Source organism: Ruegeria sp. CE6 (assembly GCF_056537485.1).
Genome location: NZ_JBQFRR010000001.1, coordinates 520,149 through 540,091, shown reverse-complemented (window position 1 = coordinate 540,091; position 19,943 = coordinate 520,149). Strand labels below are relative to the sequence as shown.

Here is a 19,943-nt window from a genome sequence, read left to right as displayed (position 1 = left end):
TCGGGTGTCTCCGGATTGTGGAGAGGCCGGGGGGCGCTGCCCCCCGGACCCCCCGAGATATTTATAGCCAGATGAAGCTGATGCGGATCAGAAATCGACGGGGCCGTCGAGTTCGTGGACCTGCCACGGCAGGCCGTGGGTGTTCAGCATGTCCATGAAGTCGTCCGGGTCGAGCTGTTCCATGTTCCACACGCCCGGCTGGGTCCAGTTGCCCTTTAGCACCTGCGCCGCACCGATCATGGCGGGGACGCCGGTGGTGTAGCTGACGGCTTGGCTGCCGACCTCACGGTAGCATTCCTCGTGATCGCAGATGTTGTAGATATAATAGGTCTTTTCGCCCGAGCCGTCCTTGGCCTGACCTGTGGCGATGTCACCGATGCAGGCTTTGCCCTTGGTCTCCGCGCCCAGATCGCCGGGATCGGGCAGCAGGGTTTTCAGGAACTGAATCGGGATGATTTCCTTGCCGTCATGCATCACCGGGTCAATGCGAGTCATACCGACGTTTTCCAGCACCTTGGCGTGGGTGATGTAGGCGTCACCGAAGGTCATCCAGAAGCGGGCGCGCTCAATCTCGGGGAAATGGGTGCTGAGCGACTCCAGTTCCTCGTGATACATCAGGTACATGTTCTTGGGGCCGATGGCGGGGAAGTCGAACTCGACCTTGTGGGTCATCGCCGGGCTGTGCTGCCATGCGCCGTTTTCCCAATGGCGCACCTCGGCCAGCACTTCGCGCAGGTTGATTTCCGGGTTGAAGTTGGTGGCGAATTCTTGATCGTTGCTGCCGCCATTCGCGTCCAGCACATCGATCTGACGGATCGTATCCAACTTGTGCTTCTTCAGCCATTTGGCGAAGACGGATGTAACACCCGGATCGAAGCCCGAGCCGAGGATGGCAGTCAAACCAGCCTCTTTGAACCGCTCTTGATAGGCCCATTGCCAGTGGTATTCGAACTTGGCCTCGTCCTCGGGCTCATAGTTCGCGGTGTCGAGATAGTGGATGCCGGCCTCAAGACACGCGTCCATCAGAACCAGATCCTGATACGGCAGGGCCAGGTTTACGAGGATTTCTGCACCCGTTTCTTTGATCAGTTTGACTGTATCTTCAACCTTGTAGGCGTCCAACTCGGCAGTCGCGATGTCCACACCGACGCGGTCCTTAACGGCCGCTGCGATGGCGTCGCATTTCGATTTCGTGCGGCTGGCCAGCGTGATCTCGGTAAAGATGTCCGAATTCATCGCCATTTTGTGCACGGCTGCGTGGGACACGCCGCCCGCGCCGACAACCAGTGTTTTGCCCATGGGATAGTCTCCTCTCAAGGGGTTATTCGTAATAGGTGTAGCCGTTGATCGAGTCGCGATAGGCGCTCATCAGGGTTTTTCGGTCCTTGGCTTGCAGAGTACCGGTCGAAATCGCCTCGTCCACCATTTTGCGGAACGCGGCGACACAGTCTTGCGGGTCGAATTCCACATAAGACAAGACTTGAGAAATTGTGTCGCCCTCTTGTTCATGCAGCAAGTCGAAGCCACCGTCGGTTCGCAGGTCGATGGTGACTACATTGGTGTCGCCGAACAGATTGTGCAGGTCGCCAAGTGTTTCCTGATAGGCGCCAACGAAGAAGACGCCCATGAAATACTCGCCTTCTTCGGGCAGCGAATGCACTGGCAGGCTGGGGGACACGCCGTCGGCCAGTATGAAACGGTCGATCTTTCCGTCGCTGTCGCAGGTGATGTCGGACAGGACCGCGCGTCGGTCTGGTGTTTCATTCAAGCTTTGCAGCGGCACGATCGGGTGTAATTGGTCGATGGCCCAGACATCGGGGAGGGATTGGAACAGCGAGAAGTTGCAATGGTAGATGTCTGCGACCTTCTCAAGCTGGTCATCCACTTCCGTGTCCAGATCATCACTTGCCGCCAAGGCCTTGAGCCGGGCCATAAGGGACAGGTAGATGCGCTCGGCCCGGGCCATCTGGCGCAGGTCGACATACCCGCGTCTGAAAAGCGCGCGCAATTCATTGCGATAGAAAGTTGCGTCGTTCCAGCATTCCTGCAGCCGATCCTTGCTGAGATAGCCGTGTACTGCGGCGAGGTCGGAAACCATGTGGTGGTCATCGGGCTCGGCCATTGGTCCGTTCGGGGCGTCGTAGAGTGTGCTTTCCAACACGTTGAAGACCAGCATGGACGACGTCGCAACAACCGCACGACCGCTTTCGGTGATAAGCGTGGGATGATCGATTTCTGCCTCGTCCATGGCGTAGGCCACGGTTTCGACTACGTTGGCGCAATATTCCTCGACCGTGTAGTTGATCGAGTTTTCCGCGGCCTTTTTTTCGCCCGTGTAATCCACCCCCATGCCGCCGCCGAGATCCAGATAGCTGAGTGGTACGCCTTCACGCGAGAGTTCGGTGTAATACCGGCATGCCTCGCCAACAGCGCGGCGCACATCGTTAACGTCTTGCACCTGTGAACCCAGATGCGAATGTTGCAGCTTGAGGCAGTGCAGCAATCCCGCCGATTTAAGCTTGTCCACGGTGGCAACAAGCTGGTCGGTGTTCATTCCAAAGGCGGAACGGTCGCCCGAACTTTCTTCCCATTTGCCGCTGATCTGATTGGTCAATTTGACCCGAACGCCTATCAGGGGCTCGATCCCCAGTTGGTTATAGACCTCGATGACGGTATTGGCCTCTTTTGGGCTTTCCAGCACGATGACGGTGTTGAACCCGATCTTGCGAGACAGGATCGCCAATTGGATGAATTCAGCATCCTTGACGCCATTGCAGACGATCAACGCTTCGGGGGCCAGGCGATGGGCCAGGGCCACCACCAGTTCGGGTTTTGATCCTGCTTCAAGGCCATAATTGTATTTCTTGCCGAACTCGACGATCCGGTCGACCACCTGCGCCTGTTGGTTCACCTTGATCGGAAAGACACCGCGATAGTGGCCCTTATAGTTTACGCGCGCGATTGCCTCGGCAAAGCTCTCGTTCAGGTGCGCGATTTCATGCTCTAGATAAGACGCAACACGCAAGACCATCGGGGCTTTGATCCCCCGGTCGTCCAGATCGCTGAGGATACCCGGCAGGCTGATTGCCTCGGCCTCGGGGGCCATCGGATTGCGCAGAGCTATCTCGCCCCTTTCTGTCACCTCAATGAGGCCATGGCCCCATTTCTCAACCCCGTAGATGGAATGCGGTGCGTCGGGCGTCTGTTTCAATCAGATCAGTCCTTAACTTGGGTGTGCTGGTTTAGCGCCTGCCAATACGGCAGCAGTTTGATTCGTCCAAGTGTAAACTGTGAGAGGGTTCGCCGACGAATTCTAGCCGTATGTACGGATCGGGATCAGGTGGTTGTCCCACTGGCAATCCGACTGCGCGGTGATTTCGGCGCCGGTGGTCGTCAGAGTGCCAAATGCACCGGTTCCGGCGGTAAACGCCAACCCAGCCTTGCCGGCGCCTAAACCGCAAACATCTTCGAACACTAAAGCTTCGATGAATGCTCCGCTATTTACGTCGAAGCGGTGCAATGCATCGCCTCGTGGACAGGTGATCGCAACCGATTGGCCATCGGTGGAAAAGGCAATGCTGCCAGCATACCCTTGCAACTCTCTTTGCTGCGTTTCGGGCGCTGACAAAAGGCGAGGCTTTTCGCCCCTTTGGTGAAGCCCCAGAAGGGCAGGGTACTTGGTCTGGCTGCCTTGCCATTGCATTGCAAAACCCACTAGACCATCGTCACGCACCGCAAGATGGCGGATCGAGTTTTTGTGCAGCGCGCGGGGTAGCGCTACTTGCTCCAATATCGAACCCGAAATGTCGAGATAGCTCAGGTTGGGCTGCATCGTTGGCAGATTTAGCTTGGTCCGACCGCTGTCGGGGTGTGTCTCGATGCCGCCATTGGCGATGACCAGTATGTCGCCACCGGGAAGCAAGCGCATGTCGTGGGGGCCTATCCCACCTGACGAGAACTCTCCCAGCCGTGCGAAGCTGATCGCGTCCCAGACGCCAACCACACCTTCTGCGGCCTCATAGTCGTTTTCGGTTGTGAAAAACTGTGTTCCATCAGCCGAGAATGCACCATGCCCGTAGAAGTGGCGGCCATTGGGTGCCTCCAGCCGCTTTAGGACAGAACCATCTGTACAATCAATTACAATTGCAAAGGTCCCGGGGCGGCGGGCAAAGGCGACCGCTTGGGCTTTGAACGGATGGGCCGCGGCGGCGTGCCCGCGCGCGGGTAGCGGTATAGCGAACAAAACTGCGCCCGAGTTATCCAGGCCGGACAGGCGGTAGCTACCATCTGGGAATAAGGCAGCGGCCAGATAGCGGGGCGCGCCGACGGACGCCCAGCCCGGCACCGAAGCAAGACTGGCGGCACCAAGGCCTGCAAGAAATTCGCGGCGGTTCGTCAATGGTCAATCCCCATCCAGTGAGTTGAATCCGGCGCTGATGCCGAGCGTCGGGCCAAGCTCGGTCGCGGCGATCTCGCGAATGGCGTTGATCGATTGCTGCAGCGCTTCGATGCGGACGCGACCTTGCGGTGTCGCAACACCGGCGAGGGCGGGGTCGTCCAGTGATTGAGCCCGGTCGATGGCCCGCGCGAAACCGGCATCCAGATCTGCAGCAATCTCAGGGTGGTCAAAGGACAGACGGGCGGCCAAGTCACGCAGGGCGATCAGAGACAGCGTGACATGATGCAACGACCGCTTGGACCGCCGCGCTTCAGCACGGTTCGGGCGCGGACGTTCGAATGTTCCTAAAGGGCGTCCAATGCGTGTGTCGGCTGTGAACTCTAGCCCCGTTGTAAGCGCCTTGAACAGCTCCTGCATCGCCTCATCGCCCGAGCGATAAGGGCTGTGGCCTCCCGGTTGCGTCAGGCGTGGTGCGTAGCTTTGCCAGTTCGTGTTGATCGCGACGGCATTTCGGTTGATATCAGTGGTGATGGCGCGGATAAGCGCGCAACGATAGTCGGCGCTTCCTTGTTCTGTCATCGCTGGATCAAAGAGCATTCGTTCCAATGCAAAAAAGCCGCGCCCGGCGATTGAGGTTTCGGCAAAGGCTTCGGGGTCGTCGACGGCAGTGTCTTCACTGGCGATGTGTCGGGACAGGGTTTTGGGCGTGAATCCTTTGGTATCTGGCCAGAAAGCCAGTGCAAAAGCGCGATCGTCAGCCTCGGAAGGCCCGAAACGCAAATGGCTGGCCGAAATCCAGCTATCGAATGCCGTGGCGTAAGCAGCGCGCAAGTCGTCTGACTCCGGTTCACAATCTGTTTGGGCTGTGGTCGACAAAGCTCCGGTTGCATAAACCAGCTCTGCAAAGCGCGGCAGTATGTGCGTTTCGGTCACATCCATCAAAATCGGAGCTCGATCCTGAGCAAAGGCGCCCAAGGGCACCAGCAGGGCGGCGGCGAAAGTAAGGCTACGCATGGGTCAGAGGCTCCCAAGAAAGCGGATCAGGGCGTCGCGGTCGGCTTTTGGCATTGAAACAACCGTGTCACGGGCGGCCTGCGCCTCGCCACCATGCCAAAGGATGGCTTCAAGCAGTGATCGCGCGCGACCATCGTGCAGGAATTGGGTGTGGCCCGAGACGCGCTGTGTCAGGCCGATGCCCCACAAAGGCGGCGTGCGCCATTCGCGGCCCGTTGCGCGGGCCTCGGGGCGGTTGTCGGCCAGACCCTCGCCCATGTCGTGCAACAGCAGGTCGGTATAGGGCCAGATAAGCTGGAAGCTCTGTTCGGGCCTATCGGGCATCCTGTGGGTGACATAAGCAGGCGTGTGGCAGGATGCGCAGCCCGAGGCAAGAAACACATCTTTCCCGCGCAGCACTTCAGGGTCATCGGTGTCTCGGCGCGCCGGAACACCGAGATTGCGGCTGTAGAAGGCGACGAGGTCCATGCCAATTGCGTCAATCTCGAAACCCCGCGCATCGTTGTCTCCGTGCGGTGCCTCAATGCAGTTGGCCTGTAATTCGGTGCAATCGCCGTACGGCGCGGGGTAAAGCGGACTTGATATGCCGATATCACCTGCGAAGGCCGCCGCCGATTGCTCCATCACCGTGGGCATCCCGGCCTTGTGACCAAAGCGGCCCATCATTGGTTCGCCAAATTCCGTCGACCATACGATGTTCGGACGGCCCGAGATACCGTCGCCATCTTCGTCATCAGGATCGGCTTTGGCCAGCAAGTTCTCAACCGGAATTGATTCCAGCAACCCCAGTCCGATCATCTGCGGCGCAACTCGAGGGCTAAGCATCGCGTCCGGGTGCAGCGGGCCATAGCCTAAATCGGCGGCCTTATAGTTGGGGCGGCGGAGCGAAGCCGTTTCGCCGTCGGACAGCGCGACGGGGACTTCCTCATACGTGATGTCCAGCCGATATTCTGCGGGATGGCCTGCCAGAGCGAAATCCTGCAGTTGAGTGCCATAACTCGGATCAGGCAGGGTGGCGATATAGTCTTCGATCTCGGCAGGCGCGCCCTCTGGCTTGCCGGGAACCGAAACTCTCAGGAACATCGAGACGGCATTGTCATCCGGGCCGTTAGGCGTATGACCGCGCCCGTCCTTGATGTGACAGCGCTGACACGAGCGGGCGTTGTATAGCGGACCCAAACCGTCCGAAGCCAGAGTGGACGACGGAGACGAGACCCAGATCTTTTTGAACAACCCGTTGCCGACTTTGAAGTCCAGCTCCTGTTCGAAGCTTAAATTGGCGGAGGGCTGAGAAAACGCGTCCGCATCAGTGCGCGCCCGCACGGTCGCAGCACCAGCGGACAGTTCTTCGAACCGCTGCGGCACACTGAAGTCATCCGGCGTAGCTGTGACAGCGTCGATCCGGGCGCGTTCTTCGGCAGTTCTTGGAAGGAAATTTAGATGAGAGTCCCGCAGCTCGGTGGCTTGGGAAGAGGTGGCCGTGAGTGCGGCCACCGATGCAAGGGCAAGCTTACTCGCCTTCGTCCATCTTGGATGCGTTAAGTTGCGCATAATTGGCTTCGCCAATCCTTTCATAAAGGTCGAGCTGCGTTTCGAGGAAGTCGATATGTCCTTCTTCGTCGCTGATTAATTCTTCGAACAGGCCCATGGACACATAGTCGCCGGCCTCGCGGCAGTATTCCCGCGCTTCGACATAAAGCGCCCGCGCGTCTTGTTCGGCGGCTAGATCGCATTCCAGTGTTTCTTTCGGGGTCTGCCCGATGCGGAGCGGGTCAAGTTTCTGCAGGTTGGGGTGGCCCTCCAGAAAGATGATCCGCTCGATCAGCTTGTCTGCATGGCCCATCTCCTCGATGGATTCCTCACGGCTTTTCTTGGCCATATGGCCAAGCCCCCAATCCTCTTGCAGGCGGTAATGTAGCCAGTACTGGCTGACCGCCGTCAGTTCATGCCGCAGTGATTTGTTGAGGTATTCTATGACCTTGGGATCGCCCTTCATGTGCTTTCTCCTGTGATACTTCGGATCGTAACGACCGAAGCTGCATGGGGACTTTAAGATTATCGTCTGCGCGCATTGTGTCTAGGAAAAGCGGCATACATCCGCCGCAATCCGCTGACTTGCCAAGGGCATGATAGATCTTGCCGGGAGTGATGATGGTCTGTGGGTCTGCCGTGCGCATCCAATCGATCGCCGCTCGGATGTCGTGGTCAGAGATGTTGGTGCATTGGCAAACGATCATGGCGACTCAGTCGGGGTATGCTATTTCCTAGTGAAATAGTAGGTTATTGAGGGCGCGTCCAGTGCCAAGACGCCACACTCGATGTTGAGAAAGGCCGAGAGCACTAAAAATGCGCCCGGCCATGATACCTATTGGAATACCGCGTCAGGGTTATCCAAGCTGTCCGAGCCTTCGAAATCGATCTGGTCAAGCTCCAGCACGGTCACGATGCGTTCGATGGTCTTGGTCTGATCGACCAGTCCATTGACGCCACCCATAATCAGCGCTTCGCCACCTTCATTGCCGCGTTCCAGCATCTGGTCATACGCAAAACCCGCTTCGGCGGTTGATTTGATACGGCCTAGCGCCAGCATGGTGTTGGCCAGCTTGGCTTTCATCTCTGTATCAAGCGTCGGATCGGCTGCGGTCACCAGATCCGATAGGGATGCACCCGAAACAGGCGTGCCATCGATGCGGGTGTAGCTGCCCAAATACACATTCTGAATGCCCAGGCCGTCATAGTAATGGCTGTTATGGGTGTTGTCCGAGAAGCAGTCCTGCTCTTCCTCGGGGTCGTTCAACATCAGGCCGAGGCGCATACGCTCACCCGCCTGCTCGCCGTAGGACAGCGAACCCATGCCGGTTAGGATCGCACTAACGCCAGCAGTTTCATTTGCGGCAAGAGCGGCACGTGCGTCACCATCTTCGGCCCACTGGGCAGTCATCCATTCCAGATCACTGATCAGCAGATCGGTTGCCGCTTTCAGATACTGGGCGCGGCGATCGCAGTTGCCACCTGTACAGCCGTCACCAACTAGATAATCGGTATAAGGACGATTTCCTGCGCCCGTGCCGTGGCCGTTCAGGTCCTGACCCCACAGCAGGAATTCGATGGCGTGATAGCCGGTGGCGACGTTCGCCTCGATCCCGTCAGCCTCGTGCAGCGTATCTGACAACAGAGCAGGGGTGATTTCGCTGGCGTCGATGGTCTTACCAGACAGATCAAAGCTGGGGTTGGCGATGACGTTCAGCGCGGCAAACTCGTTCTCATCGCTCGGGCCTCCGTAAGAGGAATCCACATAATCTATCATGCCCTCGTCCAGAGGCCATGCGTTCACCTTGCCTTCCCAATCGTCGACGATGGCGTTTCCAAAGCGATAAACCTCGGTCTGCTGATACGGCACGCGCGCGGCGACCCATGCGGCACGTGCGGTGTTCAGAGTGGCATCGGACGGGTCAGCAATGAGGGCGTTGACGGCAGCTTGCAGTTTCTTTGCTGCAATCAGACTGTCGTCATATTTGGCTTCGGCGATATTGGAATATGTGGTCAGAACATCGGCTTTGGACGGGGCCTCGGCGACAGCTGTACTTGCGATACACAAGGTCAGGGCACTGGCCGCGTTGAACAATCTGGTCATGTGGAACACTTTTCTTTCTCAGCGGGATTCGGACCCCGGCAGACGCAGCGGGGCTGGATGCGGCAATTTCTTAGTGAAATAGTCAGCAATGTCAACCTGAGTTTTATTGTCAGGTATTATTCCCATTTCTGACTAACCATATCTGGGGAGCCCGATGCACCCGGCGAACATTGCGCTGAGGCGCAATTGTATTAAAATGCCCTACGGTTTGTTTGGTTAATGGTGAACAGAATGAAACGCGCGGCCGTTGTTCTTGCGCTAATACCAGCCGCGCTGATGGCGCAGGCAGAGACCGCCATCGAAGCGCATACTCATGGCGCGGGTCATATGGCAATTTCATTTGTTGAAACCGGATTTAGCCTGACGCTTGAAGTGCCAGGCGTAGATATTGTTGGGTTCGAGCACACTGCCGAGAACGAAGATGAGAGGGCGGATGTTGCCGTCGCAATCTCGGACCTTTCTAAACCGCTTGAGATCTTTGAGGTGCCGCCTGAAGCGGGGTGTTTGACTGCAACGGCCAATGTGGCGCTTGTTGGTGATGTCTTCGTTCAGGATGAGGGGCAAGTCAGCGATAATGCCGCGCATCACACCGAATTTCAGGCCGATTATCTGGTGCAGTGTCAGGAGCCGTCGTTAGTGACTTCAATCCAGTTCACCTATTTCGAACGGTTTGCACGCGCCGAGCGCTTGTTTGTTGAGCTGACGTCATCCTCGGCCACACAGAACCTTACGGTGGAACGCCAAACGCCACATTTGAAGGTGCCAAACTGAACCGGCGTGTGCCCGCAGCAGCAAAGCTTGACGGTCAACCAGACTGATCCCGGACCAATGCGGCCTGCAACGCGCGGTAGGAGTCCTTTGGCCTTCTTTCCAGCGTCTCGAAATCTACATCGACCAGCCCGAACCGTTTTTCATATCCCAGCGCCCACTCGTAATTGTCGAGAAGGGACCAGATGAAATATCCCTTGATCGGAACGCCGTGGTCCAGGGCCTTACACACTTCGGCAAGATGCTGGTTCAAGTAGTCAATTCTGTCAGCGTCGTTTTGACGTTCTGCGCTCGCCATGCCGTTTTCGGTCACGTAGATAGGCAGGTCCCCAGTATACTCTTGCGCGGTCTGGATCAGGAAACGGGACAGGGCTGCCGGATCAATTTCCCACCCCATTTGCGTTTTTGGCAAGGGGCCGGGGACTTCGGTCAAAGAAGGCCAAGACGTATCTGCGCGCGTTATCAACTTGCGCGTATAGTAATTGAGCCCACACCAATCGACAGGTGCAGCTATCGTGTCGAAATCATCCTGCCACTTGTCCGGCAGATGCGGCTCCAATCCTTCCAGAACATTCTGAGGGTAGGATTTCTTAAATGCGCCGCCCAGGAAAAAGCGGTTGTAAATCCCGTCGTAAAGCGCCGCCGCAGTCTGTGCCTCATCGCTGTCGTCAGCAGGTTCCGCCCATTCAAGGTTGAACACTGCGCCAAGGTTCGACATGCCCAATCCACGCATGGCTTCGATTGCGCGGCCATGGGCCAGCAATACATGATGCATCGCGCGCGCGGTTGCCCGGATGTCGCGCAAGCCGGGGGCATGTTGGCCTTCGAAATGGCTCAGCCAGCTTACACACCAAGGCTCGTTCACAGGTGCGACGCTGAACATCCGATCGCCTATGCGGCCCATGATGATCTCGGTGAAGTCTGCAAACCAATTCGCGATATCCCGGTTTCGCCAACCGCCCAGATCGGCGAGTGGTGAAGGGAGTTCCCAGTGATACAGCGTTGCGCAGGGTTTGATGCCGCGTTTAAGCAGCGCATCGGTCAGGCGATCATAGAAATCCAAGCCTTGCTGATTGATCGGTCCGCGTCCTTCGGGCAGCACGCGCGCCCAACTGGTTGAAAACCGGTAACAGTCGAAGCCGGCGCCCCGGATCAGATCCAGATCCTGTTCGAACCGGTTATAGTGATCGCAGGCCAAATCTCCGTTTTCCGCATTGGCGACGTTACCTGGAGTTGCAGCGAAACTGTCCCAATGGGTCTGGCCTGCGCCCCCATTGGCGTGTCCCTCGATCTGATAGGCCGACGTCGCCACGCCAAACTGAAAATCTGGCGGGAAATCTGCGCGTTTGTACTTCATATCACATCCTTTGTGGGGCTGGCCCCGTCGAGCTGCCGACGACAAGTTCAGCCTCCAGCAAGCGCGTTTTGGGTGGGTCATCCGGAGCGTTGATCCGCTCGATCAGCATTTCGGCAGCCAACTCGCCCGCGTGTCTGACCGACGAGCGCGTTGCGGTGAAAATTGGAACATCCATACCATTGCGCATGTATGACAACTCGTCATCATGAGCGATCACCGAGATATCGCGCCCCATTTTCAGGCCGCTTTCTTCCAGTGCGCGCCGGACTCCAACCGCAGAGATAATCGAAGAGGCCAAAATTGCTGTTGGCGGGTCGTCGAGCTTCAGCATGTCGCAGGCTGTCTGATGCCCATAAATCTCGGTCATCTCAGCGCTGCGCAGTAGGTTTGGATCAGGCGCGATCCCGGCTTCTTTGAGCGCCGCCAGATAGCCGTTCCTCCGCCGACGCGCGAAATCCATTTCCTCGAGCCCGTTGATCAAGGCGATGCGCCGATGGCCCAGATCGATCAAAAACCGAGTAGCGCGTTCGAATGAACGCTGGTTGTTCACATCGATCCAATCATAGGGCTCATTGGCGTAGGTCGACCGGCCATGAACAATGAAGGGCACGCCGAGGCGCGATAATACCGAGATGCGCGGCTCTCGTACCTTGGGGCCTTGCAGGACCACGCCGTCTACGACGCCCCGATTGAACAGGCTGCGATAGGATTCTTCAATTGATGTGTCCGGCGCGTGCGTGAACATCATGTCATAATTGTTCGCCGCATAGGTTTTGGCTGCGCCTGCCACAAAATCTCCGAATATCGGATTGACCATTTCGTGCCGGGACGAGGTGGGAATCACATGGCCGATGACCATAGACCGCCCTGTCGCCAGCCCCTTTGCGCGGCTGTTGGGGCGGTAACCATGCTTGTTCGCAGCAGCCTGAACCCGGATGCGCGTCCCTTCGCTGACCTCCGGGTAACCGTTCAGCGCGCGGCTGACGGTTGTTTGTGAAAGACCGAGGATCTCAGAGAGTTGCTTTAGGTTCATTTTACTCAAAGCGCCTTCAAATTGATGCCCATTTGTTTTGTTGTGAAAACCTGGCTCAGTCAACATGTTTCGAGAGAATGTCTTAGAATGGCAGTTTTTTAGGTGTTAGTAGGCGAGATATTGACAGGGTCTGAATGTTAGCGGATAAAGTACGGCATCCAAAGCGCTTTGAAAACGAATCTCGTTTGCGCCGAAAATATTGGGAGGAGAACTCATGAGACACGCACTTTATTCGGGTGCGGCGGCGATCGCTCTGCTGGCCGGGTCGGTACAAGCACAAGATTTGGTCTTCGCGCCGGGCGAGGGGCCGTTCAACTGGGACAGCTATAATGCCTGGGCCGAAAGCGCCCCGGATCTGAGCGGTCAGACGGTCACGATTTTTGGTCCGTGGCTGACCCCGGAAGACGGTTACTTCAACAACATGATTGCCTATTTCGAAGAGGCGACTGGCGCAGATGTGATCTATACCGGTTCCGACAGTTTCGAGCAGCAGATCGTTATCGATGCCGAGGCAGGATCAGCCCCCAATATCGCGGTCTTCCCGCAGCCAGGACTGGCCGCGATCATGGCATCCAAAGGGCAGCTGACACCGCTGGGTGAAGATATGGCGGCCTGGGTTGGTGACAATTATGCGGCTGGCGATTCCTGGGTTGATCTTGGCACTTACAAAGACGCCGACGGCAATGACCAGATGTATGGCTTCTTCTACAATGTGAACGTCAAGTCTCTGGTCTGGTATAACCCGGAAAACTTCGAGGATGCCGGATACGAAGTGCCGACGAGCATGGAAGAACTGAAGGCCCTGACCGAGCAGATCGTCGCCGATGGCGAAACCCCGTGGTGCATTGGCCTGGGATCGGGTGCCGCCACCGGTTGGCCCGCGACCGACTGGGTTGAAGACATGATGCTGCGGACTCAGCCGCCCGAGGTTTACGACCAGTGGGTGACAAACGAGATTCCGTTTGATGATCCGCGCGTTATCGCCGCAATCGAAGAGTTTGGCTGGTTCGCGCGTGATGACGCCAAGGTCTCGGGTGGGTCAGATGCTGTCGCCTCGACTGACTTCCGCGACAGCCCCAAAGGCATGTTCTCATCGCCGCCCCAGTGCTACATGCACCGTCAGGCGTCCTTTGTTCCGGCCTTCTTCCCCGAAGATGTCGAGTTCGGCCTGGATGCAGATTTCTTTTACATGCCGTCTTTCGCAGACAAGGACTTGGGTAACCCGGTTCTGGGTGGCGGTACTCTGATGGCGGTAAGCAATCCATCGGATGCGACCAGCGCGTTCATGGAGTTCCTCAAGCAGCCGATTGCACATGAAGTCATGATGGCACAAACCGGATTCCTGACCCCGCATAAGGGCGTGAACACCGAAGCCTATAAGGATGATACTCTGCGCGGTCTGGGTGACATTCTTCTGGGTGCGACCACCTTCCGCTTCGACGGCTCGGACCTAATGCCGGGCGCCGTGGGTGCGGGTACGTTCTGGACCGGCATGGTTGACTATACTGGCGGGAAATCCGCCGAAGAAGTCACCGGCGAAATCCAGTCATCTTGGGACGCAATCAAGTAATCCGCTGAACCTTCGGGCAACCTTTCAATCAGGTTGCCCGAAACCCTAGCAAGGGAGAGGACGCCATGAATCCGGCAATTCAGGGCCTGCTAACAATCGTAATCGGTGTGTCGGGATGCGTGGGCTATTTCTACCTGTCCAACCAATTTCTGGATAAAGTCCTGTTCCCTGCGCGTGGACCGAACGCGGGTCGCAATATCAACCGCGCGAATATGATCCGGCCCTGGCTGTTTCTGCTTCCCGCGATCCTCGCCCTTGGGGTCTATCTTGCCTATCCGGTGTTTGAGACGCTGCGCCTGTCTCTGACTGATCGCGTAGCCGGAGGCGGATATGAATGGGCGGGTTTTGACAACTATACCCAGATGGTAGCCGAGCCGAAATTCTGGGAGGCGATGCGCAACAACATGCTTTGGCTGATTGTTGTACCTGCCATGTCCACCGCATTTGGCCTGCTCGTGGCGCAGCTAACGGATCGCATCCGCTGGGGTAACGTCGCCAAGTCGTTGATCTTTATGCCGATGGCGATTTCTTTCGTTGGCGCCTCGGTAATCTGGAAACTGGTCTATGATGCACGTCCGGCCGATCAGGATCAGATCGGCGTCCTGAACGCGATCTACATCTTCTTTGGTGGAACCGAAACGCACACCTGGCTGACCCTGCCTTTCTGGAACAATTTCTTCCTGATGATCGTGCTGGTCTGGATACAAACCGGCTTTGCCATGGTCATTCTGTCCGCCGCGCTGCGCGGCATCCCGGAAGAGACCATCGAGGCGGCCATTCTGGACGGGGCCAATCCGTTCCAGATTTTCTTCAAGATCAAAGTGCCGCAGATCAAAACCACGATCATGGTGGTCTGGACCACCATCACCATCGTGGTCCTCAAGGTCTTTGACATCGTTTTTGCGATGACCAACGGCCAGTGGGAGACCCAGGTTCTGGCCAATTACATGTACGACAAGATGTTCCGCGCCAATGACTGGGGCGTGGGATCGGCATCCGCCATGGTGATCATGTTGCTGGTGACGCCGATCCTGATCTGGAACGTGCGCAATGCGCGCAAAGAAATGCAGTAGGAGGACCGGGTTATGAGCGATATTGCAGGAACCCGCCCAGCCCTAAGATGGGTCGTTCACGCCTCGGTCGTGCTGCTTGTGGTGCTTTGGGTTTTCCCAACACTCGGTTTGTTGATCTCGTCATTCAGAACAGCGGACCAGATATCCAGCAGCGGCTGGTGGCGGGCGCTCTTCCCGTCGGAACAAAACCTGACTCTGCGCGCGGCGGCACCTGAAACACAAGTTTTGCAGGATGGTCTCTATGTGATAGAAGGCAATATCTTCGATGGTGATCGGGCCTCGGACATTTCGCGATGGGGTGTGAATTCCCGTGCGATTGATGCCTTTGCTCCGGGCGAAACGGCTGAGCTTCGTCGTGGCGGGACGATCACGGTTCAGGCCAACGGTGACTATCGGATGGAAAACGCAGAAGAGTTTTCGGGCAAGCGCGGCCCTCGCGTGTTTGTGACGACTACTCTGCCGCCTGAATTCACCTTGGAAAACTATGCCCATGTTCTCTTCAACGAAAGCAGTTCCGACAGTATGGGCAAGGCGTTCTTCAATACCCTGACGGTGACGATCCCGGCGACGATTATCCCGATTCTTGTCGCAGCATTTGCGGCTTACGCGCTGGCATGGATGGATTTCCCGGGGCGTGCCCTGCTGATCGCTGCGGTGGTTGGCCTATTGGTGGTGCCATTGCAGCTGGCGCTGATCCCGTTGTTGAAACTGCATCTCAATATCGGGATCGGCAAAGGATACCTGGGGGTCTGGATGGCCCATACCGGGTTCGGGATGCCATTGGCGATCTACCTATTGCGTAACTACATGGCCGGGCTGCCTCGTGACCTGATTGAGAACGCCCGGGTAGATGGCGCAACCGAGTTTCAGATTTTTACCAAGTTGATCCTGCCGCTTAGCTTTCCGGCACTGGCATCCTTTGCGATCTTCCAGTTCCTTTGGACATGGAACGATCTGTTGGTTGCCAAAGTCTTCCTGATCGATGCCAGCGGCCAGACAACGGTAATGACCAACCGTATCGTCGAACTGCTGGGTACGCGGGGCGGTAACTGGGAAATCTTGGCCACGGCGGCGTTTGTCTCAATCGCGGTGCCGTTGGCAGTCTTCTTTGCAATGCAGAAATATCTGGTTCGCGGCTTGCTGGCCGGTTCCGTAAAATAAGGGCGTGTGATGAACGTGCAGACCAACGCGACAGCATTCGAAAAAACCAAGTCGGCGTCAGATTGGTGGCGGGGCGGGGTGATCTATCAGATCTATCCGCGCAGCTTTCAGGACAGCAACGGTGACGGGATCGGAGACTTAAAGGGTATCACCCAGCGGTTAGGCTACATCGCCTCGCTAGGGGTTGATGCAATCTGGATTTCGCCGTTCTTCAAATCTCCGATGAAGGATTTCGGCTATGACGTCAGCGACTACCGCGATGTCGATCCGATGTTCGGTACTATGGCGGACTTCAAAGAGCTGCTGGATCAAGCCCATGCGCATGGGTTGAAGGTGATGATCGATCTGGTGCTATCCCACACCTCAGATCAGCATCCATGGTTCAACGAAAGCCGCGCCAGCCGCGAGAACCCGAAATCCGATTGGTATGTCTGGGCTGATCCCAAACCCGACGGGACACCTCCGAATAACTGGTTATCGATTTTTGGTGGTTCGGCTTGGCAGTGGGATGCGCGGCGTTTGCAGTATTATCTGCACAACTTCCTGACTTCGCAGCCAGATTTGAACTTCCATTGCAAGGCTGTCCAGGATGCCCTGCTGGATGTGGCGCGCTTCTGGCTGGAAATGGGGGTCGACGGCTTCCGTCTGGACACCATCAATTTCTATTTCCACGACGCCCAGCTACGTGACAATCCTGGCCTGCCGATGGATCAGAGGAACTCATCAATTGCGCCGATGGTGAACCCGTATAACCATCAGGATCACCTCTATTCCAAAAGTCAGCCCGAGAATATCGCCTTCTTAGAACGTCTGCGCGCCCTGACCGATGAATACGAGGGCCGCGCATGTCTGGGTGAGGTCGGCGACGCGCAGCGCGGGCTTGAGATTATGGGCGAATACACCAGCGGCGATAAACGGATGCACATGTGTTATGCTTTCGAGTTCCTCGAAAAGCGGGCTTTGACGGCAGCTTACGCAAAGCAGGTTTTTGACCAGCTTGAGGACAAGGCGGGTGATGCATGGCCATGCTGGGCCTTCTCAAACCACGACGTGCAACGCCATGCTTCGCGTTGGGGTTTGGACGATGCAGCTGTCCGGCAGCACGCCGTTCTGATGATGTGCCTGCGTGGCTCAGCCTGCCTGTATCAGGGTGAGGAACTGGGGCTACCCGAGGCAGATGTTGCGTTCGAAGATTTGCAAGACCCCTATGGTATTGAATTCTGGCCGGAATTCAAAGGTCGCGATGGCTGCCGTACTCCGATGGTCTGGGCCGCACAGGACGAACAATCCGGGTTCAGCACGAGCCGTCCCTGGTTGCCAGTCAGCGCTGTGCAGGCCGAGCGGGCGGTGGATCGGTTGGAAAAAGATCCAGCGTCGATGCTGCACCACTACCGCCATGCGATTGCATTGCGTCATGCGCACTCAGCGCTGATGTCCGGCGCGCAGACAGGGATGTCACAAATCGGTTCGGTATTGACCTTCACCCGAGAGGATGAAGCCGAGCAGGTCTTCTGCGCCTTCAATCTGGGTGACTGTCCGGTTGGCGTGACCCTGCCAGAAGGTGACTGGCAAGTGATCGGGGAGGAGTTGGGCGGCGTTCGCGGGGAAAGCAACGTGACGCTGGATGCCGCTCAATTCTGTCTATTGGCTCGGGAAAAGAGGTAAACCATGTCGGAACTCAAGCTTACGGATGTGGCCAAATCCTATGGTCCTATCGATGTTCTGAAACATATCGATCTCGAGATCGAGCAAGGCGAACTGATTGTCTTTGTCGGCCCGTCAGGTTGCGGAAAATCCACTTTGCTGAGGATGATCGCGGGCCTTGAAAAGATCACTGGCGGTACGCTTGAGATCGAAGGGCAGGTGGTGAACGATGTGCCACCTGCACAACGCGGCATCGCGATGGTGTTCCAGTCCTATGCGCTTTACCCGCATATGACGGTGCGCGAAAACATGGCCTTCGCGCTCAAGATCGCGAAGATGCCGAGCGCTGAGGTTGATGCCGCCGTGGAGCGCGCGGCCCAGATTCTACAGCTTGAACCCCTGCTGGATCGCCTGCCCAAGGCATTGTCTGGTGGACAACGCCAGCGCGTTGCCATCGGTCGTGCCATCGTGCGCGACCCCAAAGTATATTTGTTCGACGAGCCGCTTTCGAACCTCGACGCTGCCCTGCGCGTGGCGACGCGGATCGAGATTGCACGCCTGAAAGAGGCGATGCCCGACAGCACGATGATTTACGTCACCCACGATCAGGTCGAGGCGATGACACTCGCCAGCCGCATTGTGGTTTTGGCCAATAAGGGAGTTGCGCAGGTTGGCACGCCGCTGGAACTCTATGAGACGCCAGATAACGAGTTTGTCGCGCAGTTCATCGGCTCACCAGCAATGAACCTGCTGCCCGGGACTATTACCGCGACAGGAGAGACAACAACCGTCACGCTGGATGATGGCGGCGTGGCAATCTCATCAATCCCGACGGATGCCGCTGACGAAGGCAAAAAGGTCAATATCGGTGTCCGGCCTGAGGACTTAAACATCACTGATGGAACACCAATTTATTCCGGCTTGGTGGATTTCACCGAAGCTTTGGGTGAGGTCACGCTGCTTTACTTTGCAGTCCCGGATGGACGGGAGGCCGTGATTGCAAAACTACCTGGTGTTCAGCGCAATCTGCGAGGAAAAACCGTCTCGGTCACGGCGGCACCCGAAAAGGTGCATCTGTTCCACAACGGTCAGTCGATGAGGCGCTAGTCGAGCTTCGCAAGGAAGGTGGAAACTTTTTCCAGCCCTTCGCGAATGATCGACGGAGTATTGGCGTAACCGATCCGAACACAGCCTTCGAGACCCAAGGCAGAGCCCGGTGTGAACATCACGCCGGTTTCCTGCAGCAGTTTCACGCAGAACTCGCGCGAGGGCATGTCGACATCGTAATACAAAAGTGCAGTTGTTCCTGCTTTGGGTTTGACCCAGCTGATTTTGGGCTCGCTTTCGACCCATTCTTCCAGCATGGCGAGGTTGCCGCGCGTTATGGCGTGGCTGCGCGCCAGAATCTTGTCGTGGTTTTCCAGCGCAAGCGCGGCGAAATGGTCGTCGATCATGCCGACCGAGATCGTGTCATAGTCCCGATGGATCGAAACCGCTTCGATCAATTCTGGGTTGGCCGCAATCCAACCCAGTCGCAGCCCTGCCAGCGAAAACGCCTTGGACATGCCCGCGGTTGAAATGCCTTTCTCATAAAGATCTGCAACCGCATCCGTCATGCCCGAACCTTCTTGCCCGGTACCGCGATAGACTTCATCACACAGCAACCATGCTCCAGCGGAGCGCGCGATTTCGACGATCTCAAGCAGGAATGCGCGATCCATCACCGCACCGGTTGGGTTGTTGGGGTTGTTGATGGCAATCAGTTTGGTGCCCGGAGTTACGGCGGCGCGCAGCTCCTCAAGATCGGGCAAATAAGCGTTCTCGGCCCGTAAATGGATCTGCGTCACCTCCGCGCCGATGCTGGCCGGGATGGAATAGTGTTGCTGATAGGTGGGCACGACGGCCACCACCTTGTCGCCGCGCTCGACCAGCGTTTTGTGGACCAGCATGTTGGCACCGATGGTGCCATGGGTGACGATGACATTCTCACGCTTTTGCTGTTCATATAGGCTACAAATCGCATCGCGCAGCCGGTCCGAGCCCCGGATCGCGCCATAGGTCATTTTCATCCCCAACAATTCAGACAGATCATCCGAGTTTTTGCCGGAAAGCTTCAAAAGCTCGGCGATACTCAGGCTCTCGACGCAAGTCTCTGCAAGGTTATAGGCGCAGCGGGTTTCCCATTCATCCATCCAGATTTCGACGCCAAAGGGTTCGATCTTCATCGCGCTATCCTGTTCGACTAAGCCATCGCGCATCGTTCCCATGGCGAAGCGGCAAGGTCAACCTC

Annotated in this window: 18 protein-coding genes; 7 read left to right on the top strand and 11 right to left on the bottom strand. The window is 57.0% G+C overall.

All coding sequences use genetic code 11. From position 1 onward, the window contains the following. Positions 1 to 87 precede the first annotated feature (87 nt). From ACR0DK_RS02585 to ACR0DK_RS02555, 7 genes are all read right to left on the bottom strand, one after another. Positions 88 to 1,299 (bottom strand): saccharopine dehydrogenase family protein, encoded by a 1,212-nt coding sequence (locus ACR0DK_RS02585; RefSeq protein ID WP_480615103.1) that lies wholly within the window; start codon positions 1,297 to 1,299, stop codon positions 88 to 90. 22 nt (positions 1,300 to 1,321) lie between these two features. After that, complete coding sequence (gene speA, locus ACR0DK_RS02580; RefSeq protein WP_170636796.1) at positions 1,322 to 3,211, bottom strand: biosynthetic arginine decarboxylase; 1,890 nt, start codon at positions 3,209 to 3,211, stop codon at positions 1,322 to 1,324. Positions 3,212 to 3,313: 102 nt separating this feature from the next. After that, positions 3,314 to 4,399: a DUF1513 domain-containing protein gene (locus tag ACR0DK_RS02575; protein WP_480436112.1), complete on the bottom strand. Its 1,086-nt coding sequence runs from the start codon at positions 4,397 to 4,399 to the stop codon at positions 3,314 to 3,316. Positions 4,400 to 4,402: 3 nt separating this feature from the next. Further along, positions 4,403 to 5,413: an imelysin family protein gene (locus ACR0DK_RS02570; protein WP_480734701.1), complete on the bottom strand. Its 1,011-nt coding sequence runs from the start codon at positions 5,411 to 5,413 to the stop codon at positions 4,403 to 4,405. Positions 5,414 to 5,416: 3 nt separating this feature from the next. Then, a complete protein-coding gene (locus ACR0DK_RS02565; protein ID WP_480734700.1) occupies positions 5,417 to 6,907 on the bottom strand; it encodes a di-heme oxidoreductase family protein in 1,491 nt (496 codons plus the stop codon). A 16-nt stretch (positions 6,908 to 6,923) separates the two neighbouring features. Further along, entirely contained in the window at positions 6,924 to 7,409 is a 486-nt protein-coding gene (gene bfr / locus ACR0DK_RS02560) for a bacterioferritin (RefSeq protein WP_170392566.1), read from the bottom strand. Continuing rightward, on the bottom strand, positions 7,357 to 7,590 hold the full coding sequence (locus ACR0DK_RS02555; RefSeq protein WP_480735683.1) for a (2Fe-2S)-binding protein: 234 nt from the start codon (positions 7,588 to 7,590) through the stop codon (positions 7,357 to 7,359). The genes bfr and ACR0DK_RS02555 overlap by 53 nt, the downstream gene beginning before the upstream one ends. Here ACR0DK_RS02555 and ACR0DK_RS02550 point away from each other — a divergent pair. Then, on the top strand, positions 7,540 to 7,689 hold the full coding sequence (locus tag ACR0DK_RS02550; RefSeq protein WP_255612159.1) for a hypothetical protein: 150 nt from the start codon (positions 7,540 to 7,542) through the stop codon (positions 7,687 to 7,689). The genes ACR0DK_RS02555 and ACR0DK_RS02550 overlap by 51 nt on opposite strands. A gap of 89 nt (positions 7,690 to 7,778) precedes the next feature. Here the strand turns inward: ACR0DK_RS02550 and ACR0DK_RS02545 are convergent, their stop codons facing one another. Then, the gene (locus ACR0DK_RS02545; RefSeq protein ID WP_480734699.1) at positions 7,779 to 9,047 is read right to left on the bottom strand and encodes an imelysin family protein; all 1,269 of its coding nucleotides are present in this window, start codon (positions 9,045 to 9,047) and stop codon (positions 7,779 to 7,781) included. A 231-nt stretch (positions 9,048 to 9,278) separates the two neighbouring features. Between ACR0DK_RS02545 and ACR0DK_RS02540 the strand changes: the two genes are divergently transcribed. Next, positions 9,279 to 9,818, top strand: a complete 540-nt coding sequence (locus ACR0DK_RS02540) for a ZrgA family zinc uptake protein (protein ID WP_480734698.1) — start codon at positions 9,279 to 9,281, stop codon at positions 9,816 to 9,818. 34 nt (positions 9,819 to 9,852) lie between these two features. On the opposite strand, the gene ACR0DK_RS02535 is transcribed toward ACR0DK_RS02540, so the two are convergent. Further along, positions 9,853 to 11,172, bottom strand: coding sequence for a GH1 family beta-glucosidase (locus tag ACR0DK_RS02535; protein WP_480734697.1), 1,320 nt, complete (start codon positions 11,170 to 11,172; stop codon positions 9,853 to 9,855). Position 11,173: 1 nt separating this feature from the next. Then, a complete protein-coding gene (locus tag ACR0DK_RS02530) occupies positions 11,174 to 12,205 on the bottom strand; it encodes a LacI family DNA-binding transcriptional regulator (protein ID WP_480734696.1) in 1,032 nt (343 codons plus the stop codon). 214 nt (positions 12,206 to 12,419) lie between these two features. Between ACR0DK_RS02530 and ACR0DK_RS02525 the strand changes: the two genes are divergently transcribed. The 5 genes from ACR0DK_RS02525 to ACR0DK_RS02505 all read left to right on the top strand — a co-directional run bounded on the left by ACR0DK_RS02525 (position 12,420) and on the right by ACR0DK_RS02505 (position 18,760). Next, positions 12,420 to 13,775 carry an ABC transporter substrate-binding protein gene (locus ACR0DK_RS02525; RefSeq protein WP_170512843.1) on the top strand — a complete coding sequence of 452 codons (1,356 nt, stop codon included), beginning with the start codon at positions 12,420 to 12,422 and terminating at the stop codon, positions 13,773 to 13,775. Positions 13,776 to 13,840: 65 nt separating this feature from the next. Next, entirely contained in the window at positions 13,841 to 14,848 is a 1,008-nt protein-coding gene (locus ACR0DK_RS02520; protein WP_170402173.1) for a carbohydrate ABC transporter permease, read from the top strand. Between the two features lie 12 nt (positions 14,849 to 14,860). Continuing rightward, the gene (locus ACR0DK_RS02515; RefSeq protein ID WP_170392558.1) at positions 14,861 to 16,009 is read left to right on the top strand and encodes a carbohydrate ABC transporter permease; all 1,149 of its coding nucleotides are present in this window, start codon (positions 14,861 to 14,863) and stop codon (positions 16,007 to 16,009) included. Between the two features lie 9 nt (positions 16,010 to 16,018). Next, on the top strand, positions 16,019 to 17,674 hold the full coding sequence (locus ACR0DK_RS02510) for an alpha-glucosidase (RefSeq protein ID WP_480734695.1): 1,656 nt from the start codon (positions 16,019 to 16,021) through the stop codon (positions 17,672 to 17,674). 3 nt (positions 17,675 to 17,677) lie between these two features. Next, complete coding sequence (locus ACR0DK_RS02505) at positions 17,678 to 18,760, top strand: ABC transporter ATP-binding protein (protein WP_170420443.1); 1,083 nt, start codon at positions 17,678 to 17,680, stop codon at positions 18,758 to 18,760. On the opposite strand, the gene ACR0DK_RS02500 is transcribed toward ACR0DK_RS02505, so the two are convergent. Further along, positions 18,757 to 19,878 carry an aminotransferase gene (locus tag ACR0DK_RS02500; protein WP_480734694.1) on the bottom strand — a complete coding sequence of 374 codons (1,122 nt, stop codon included), beginning with the start codon at positions 19,876 to 19,878 and terminating at the stop codon, positions 18,757 to 18,759. The genes ACR0DK_RS02505 and ACR0DK_RS02500 overlap by 4 nt on opposite strands. Positions 19,879 to 19,943 lie beyond the last annotated feature (65 nt).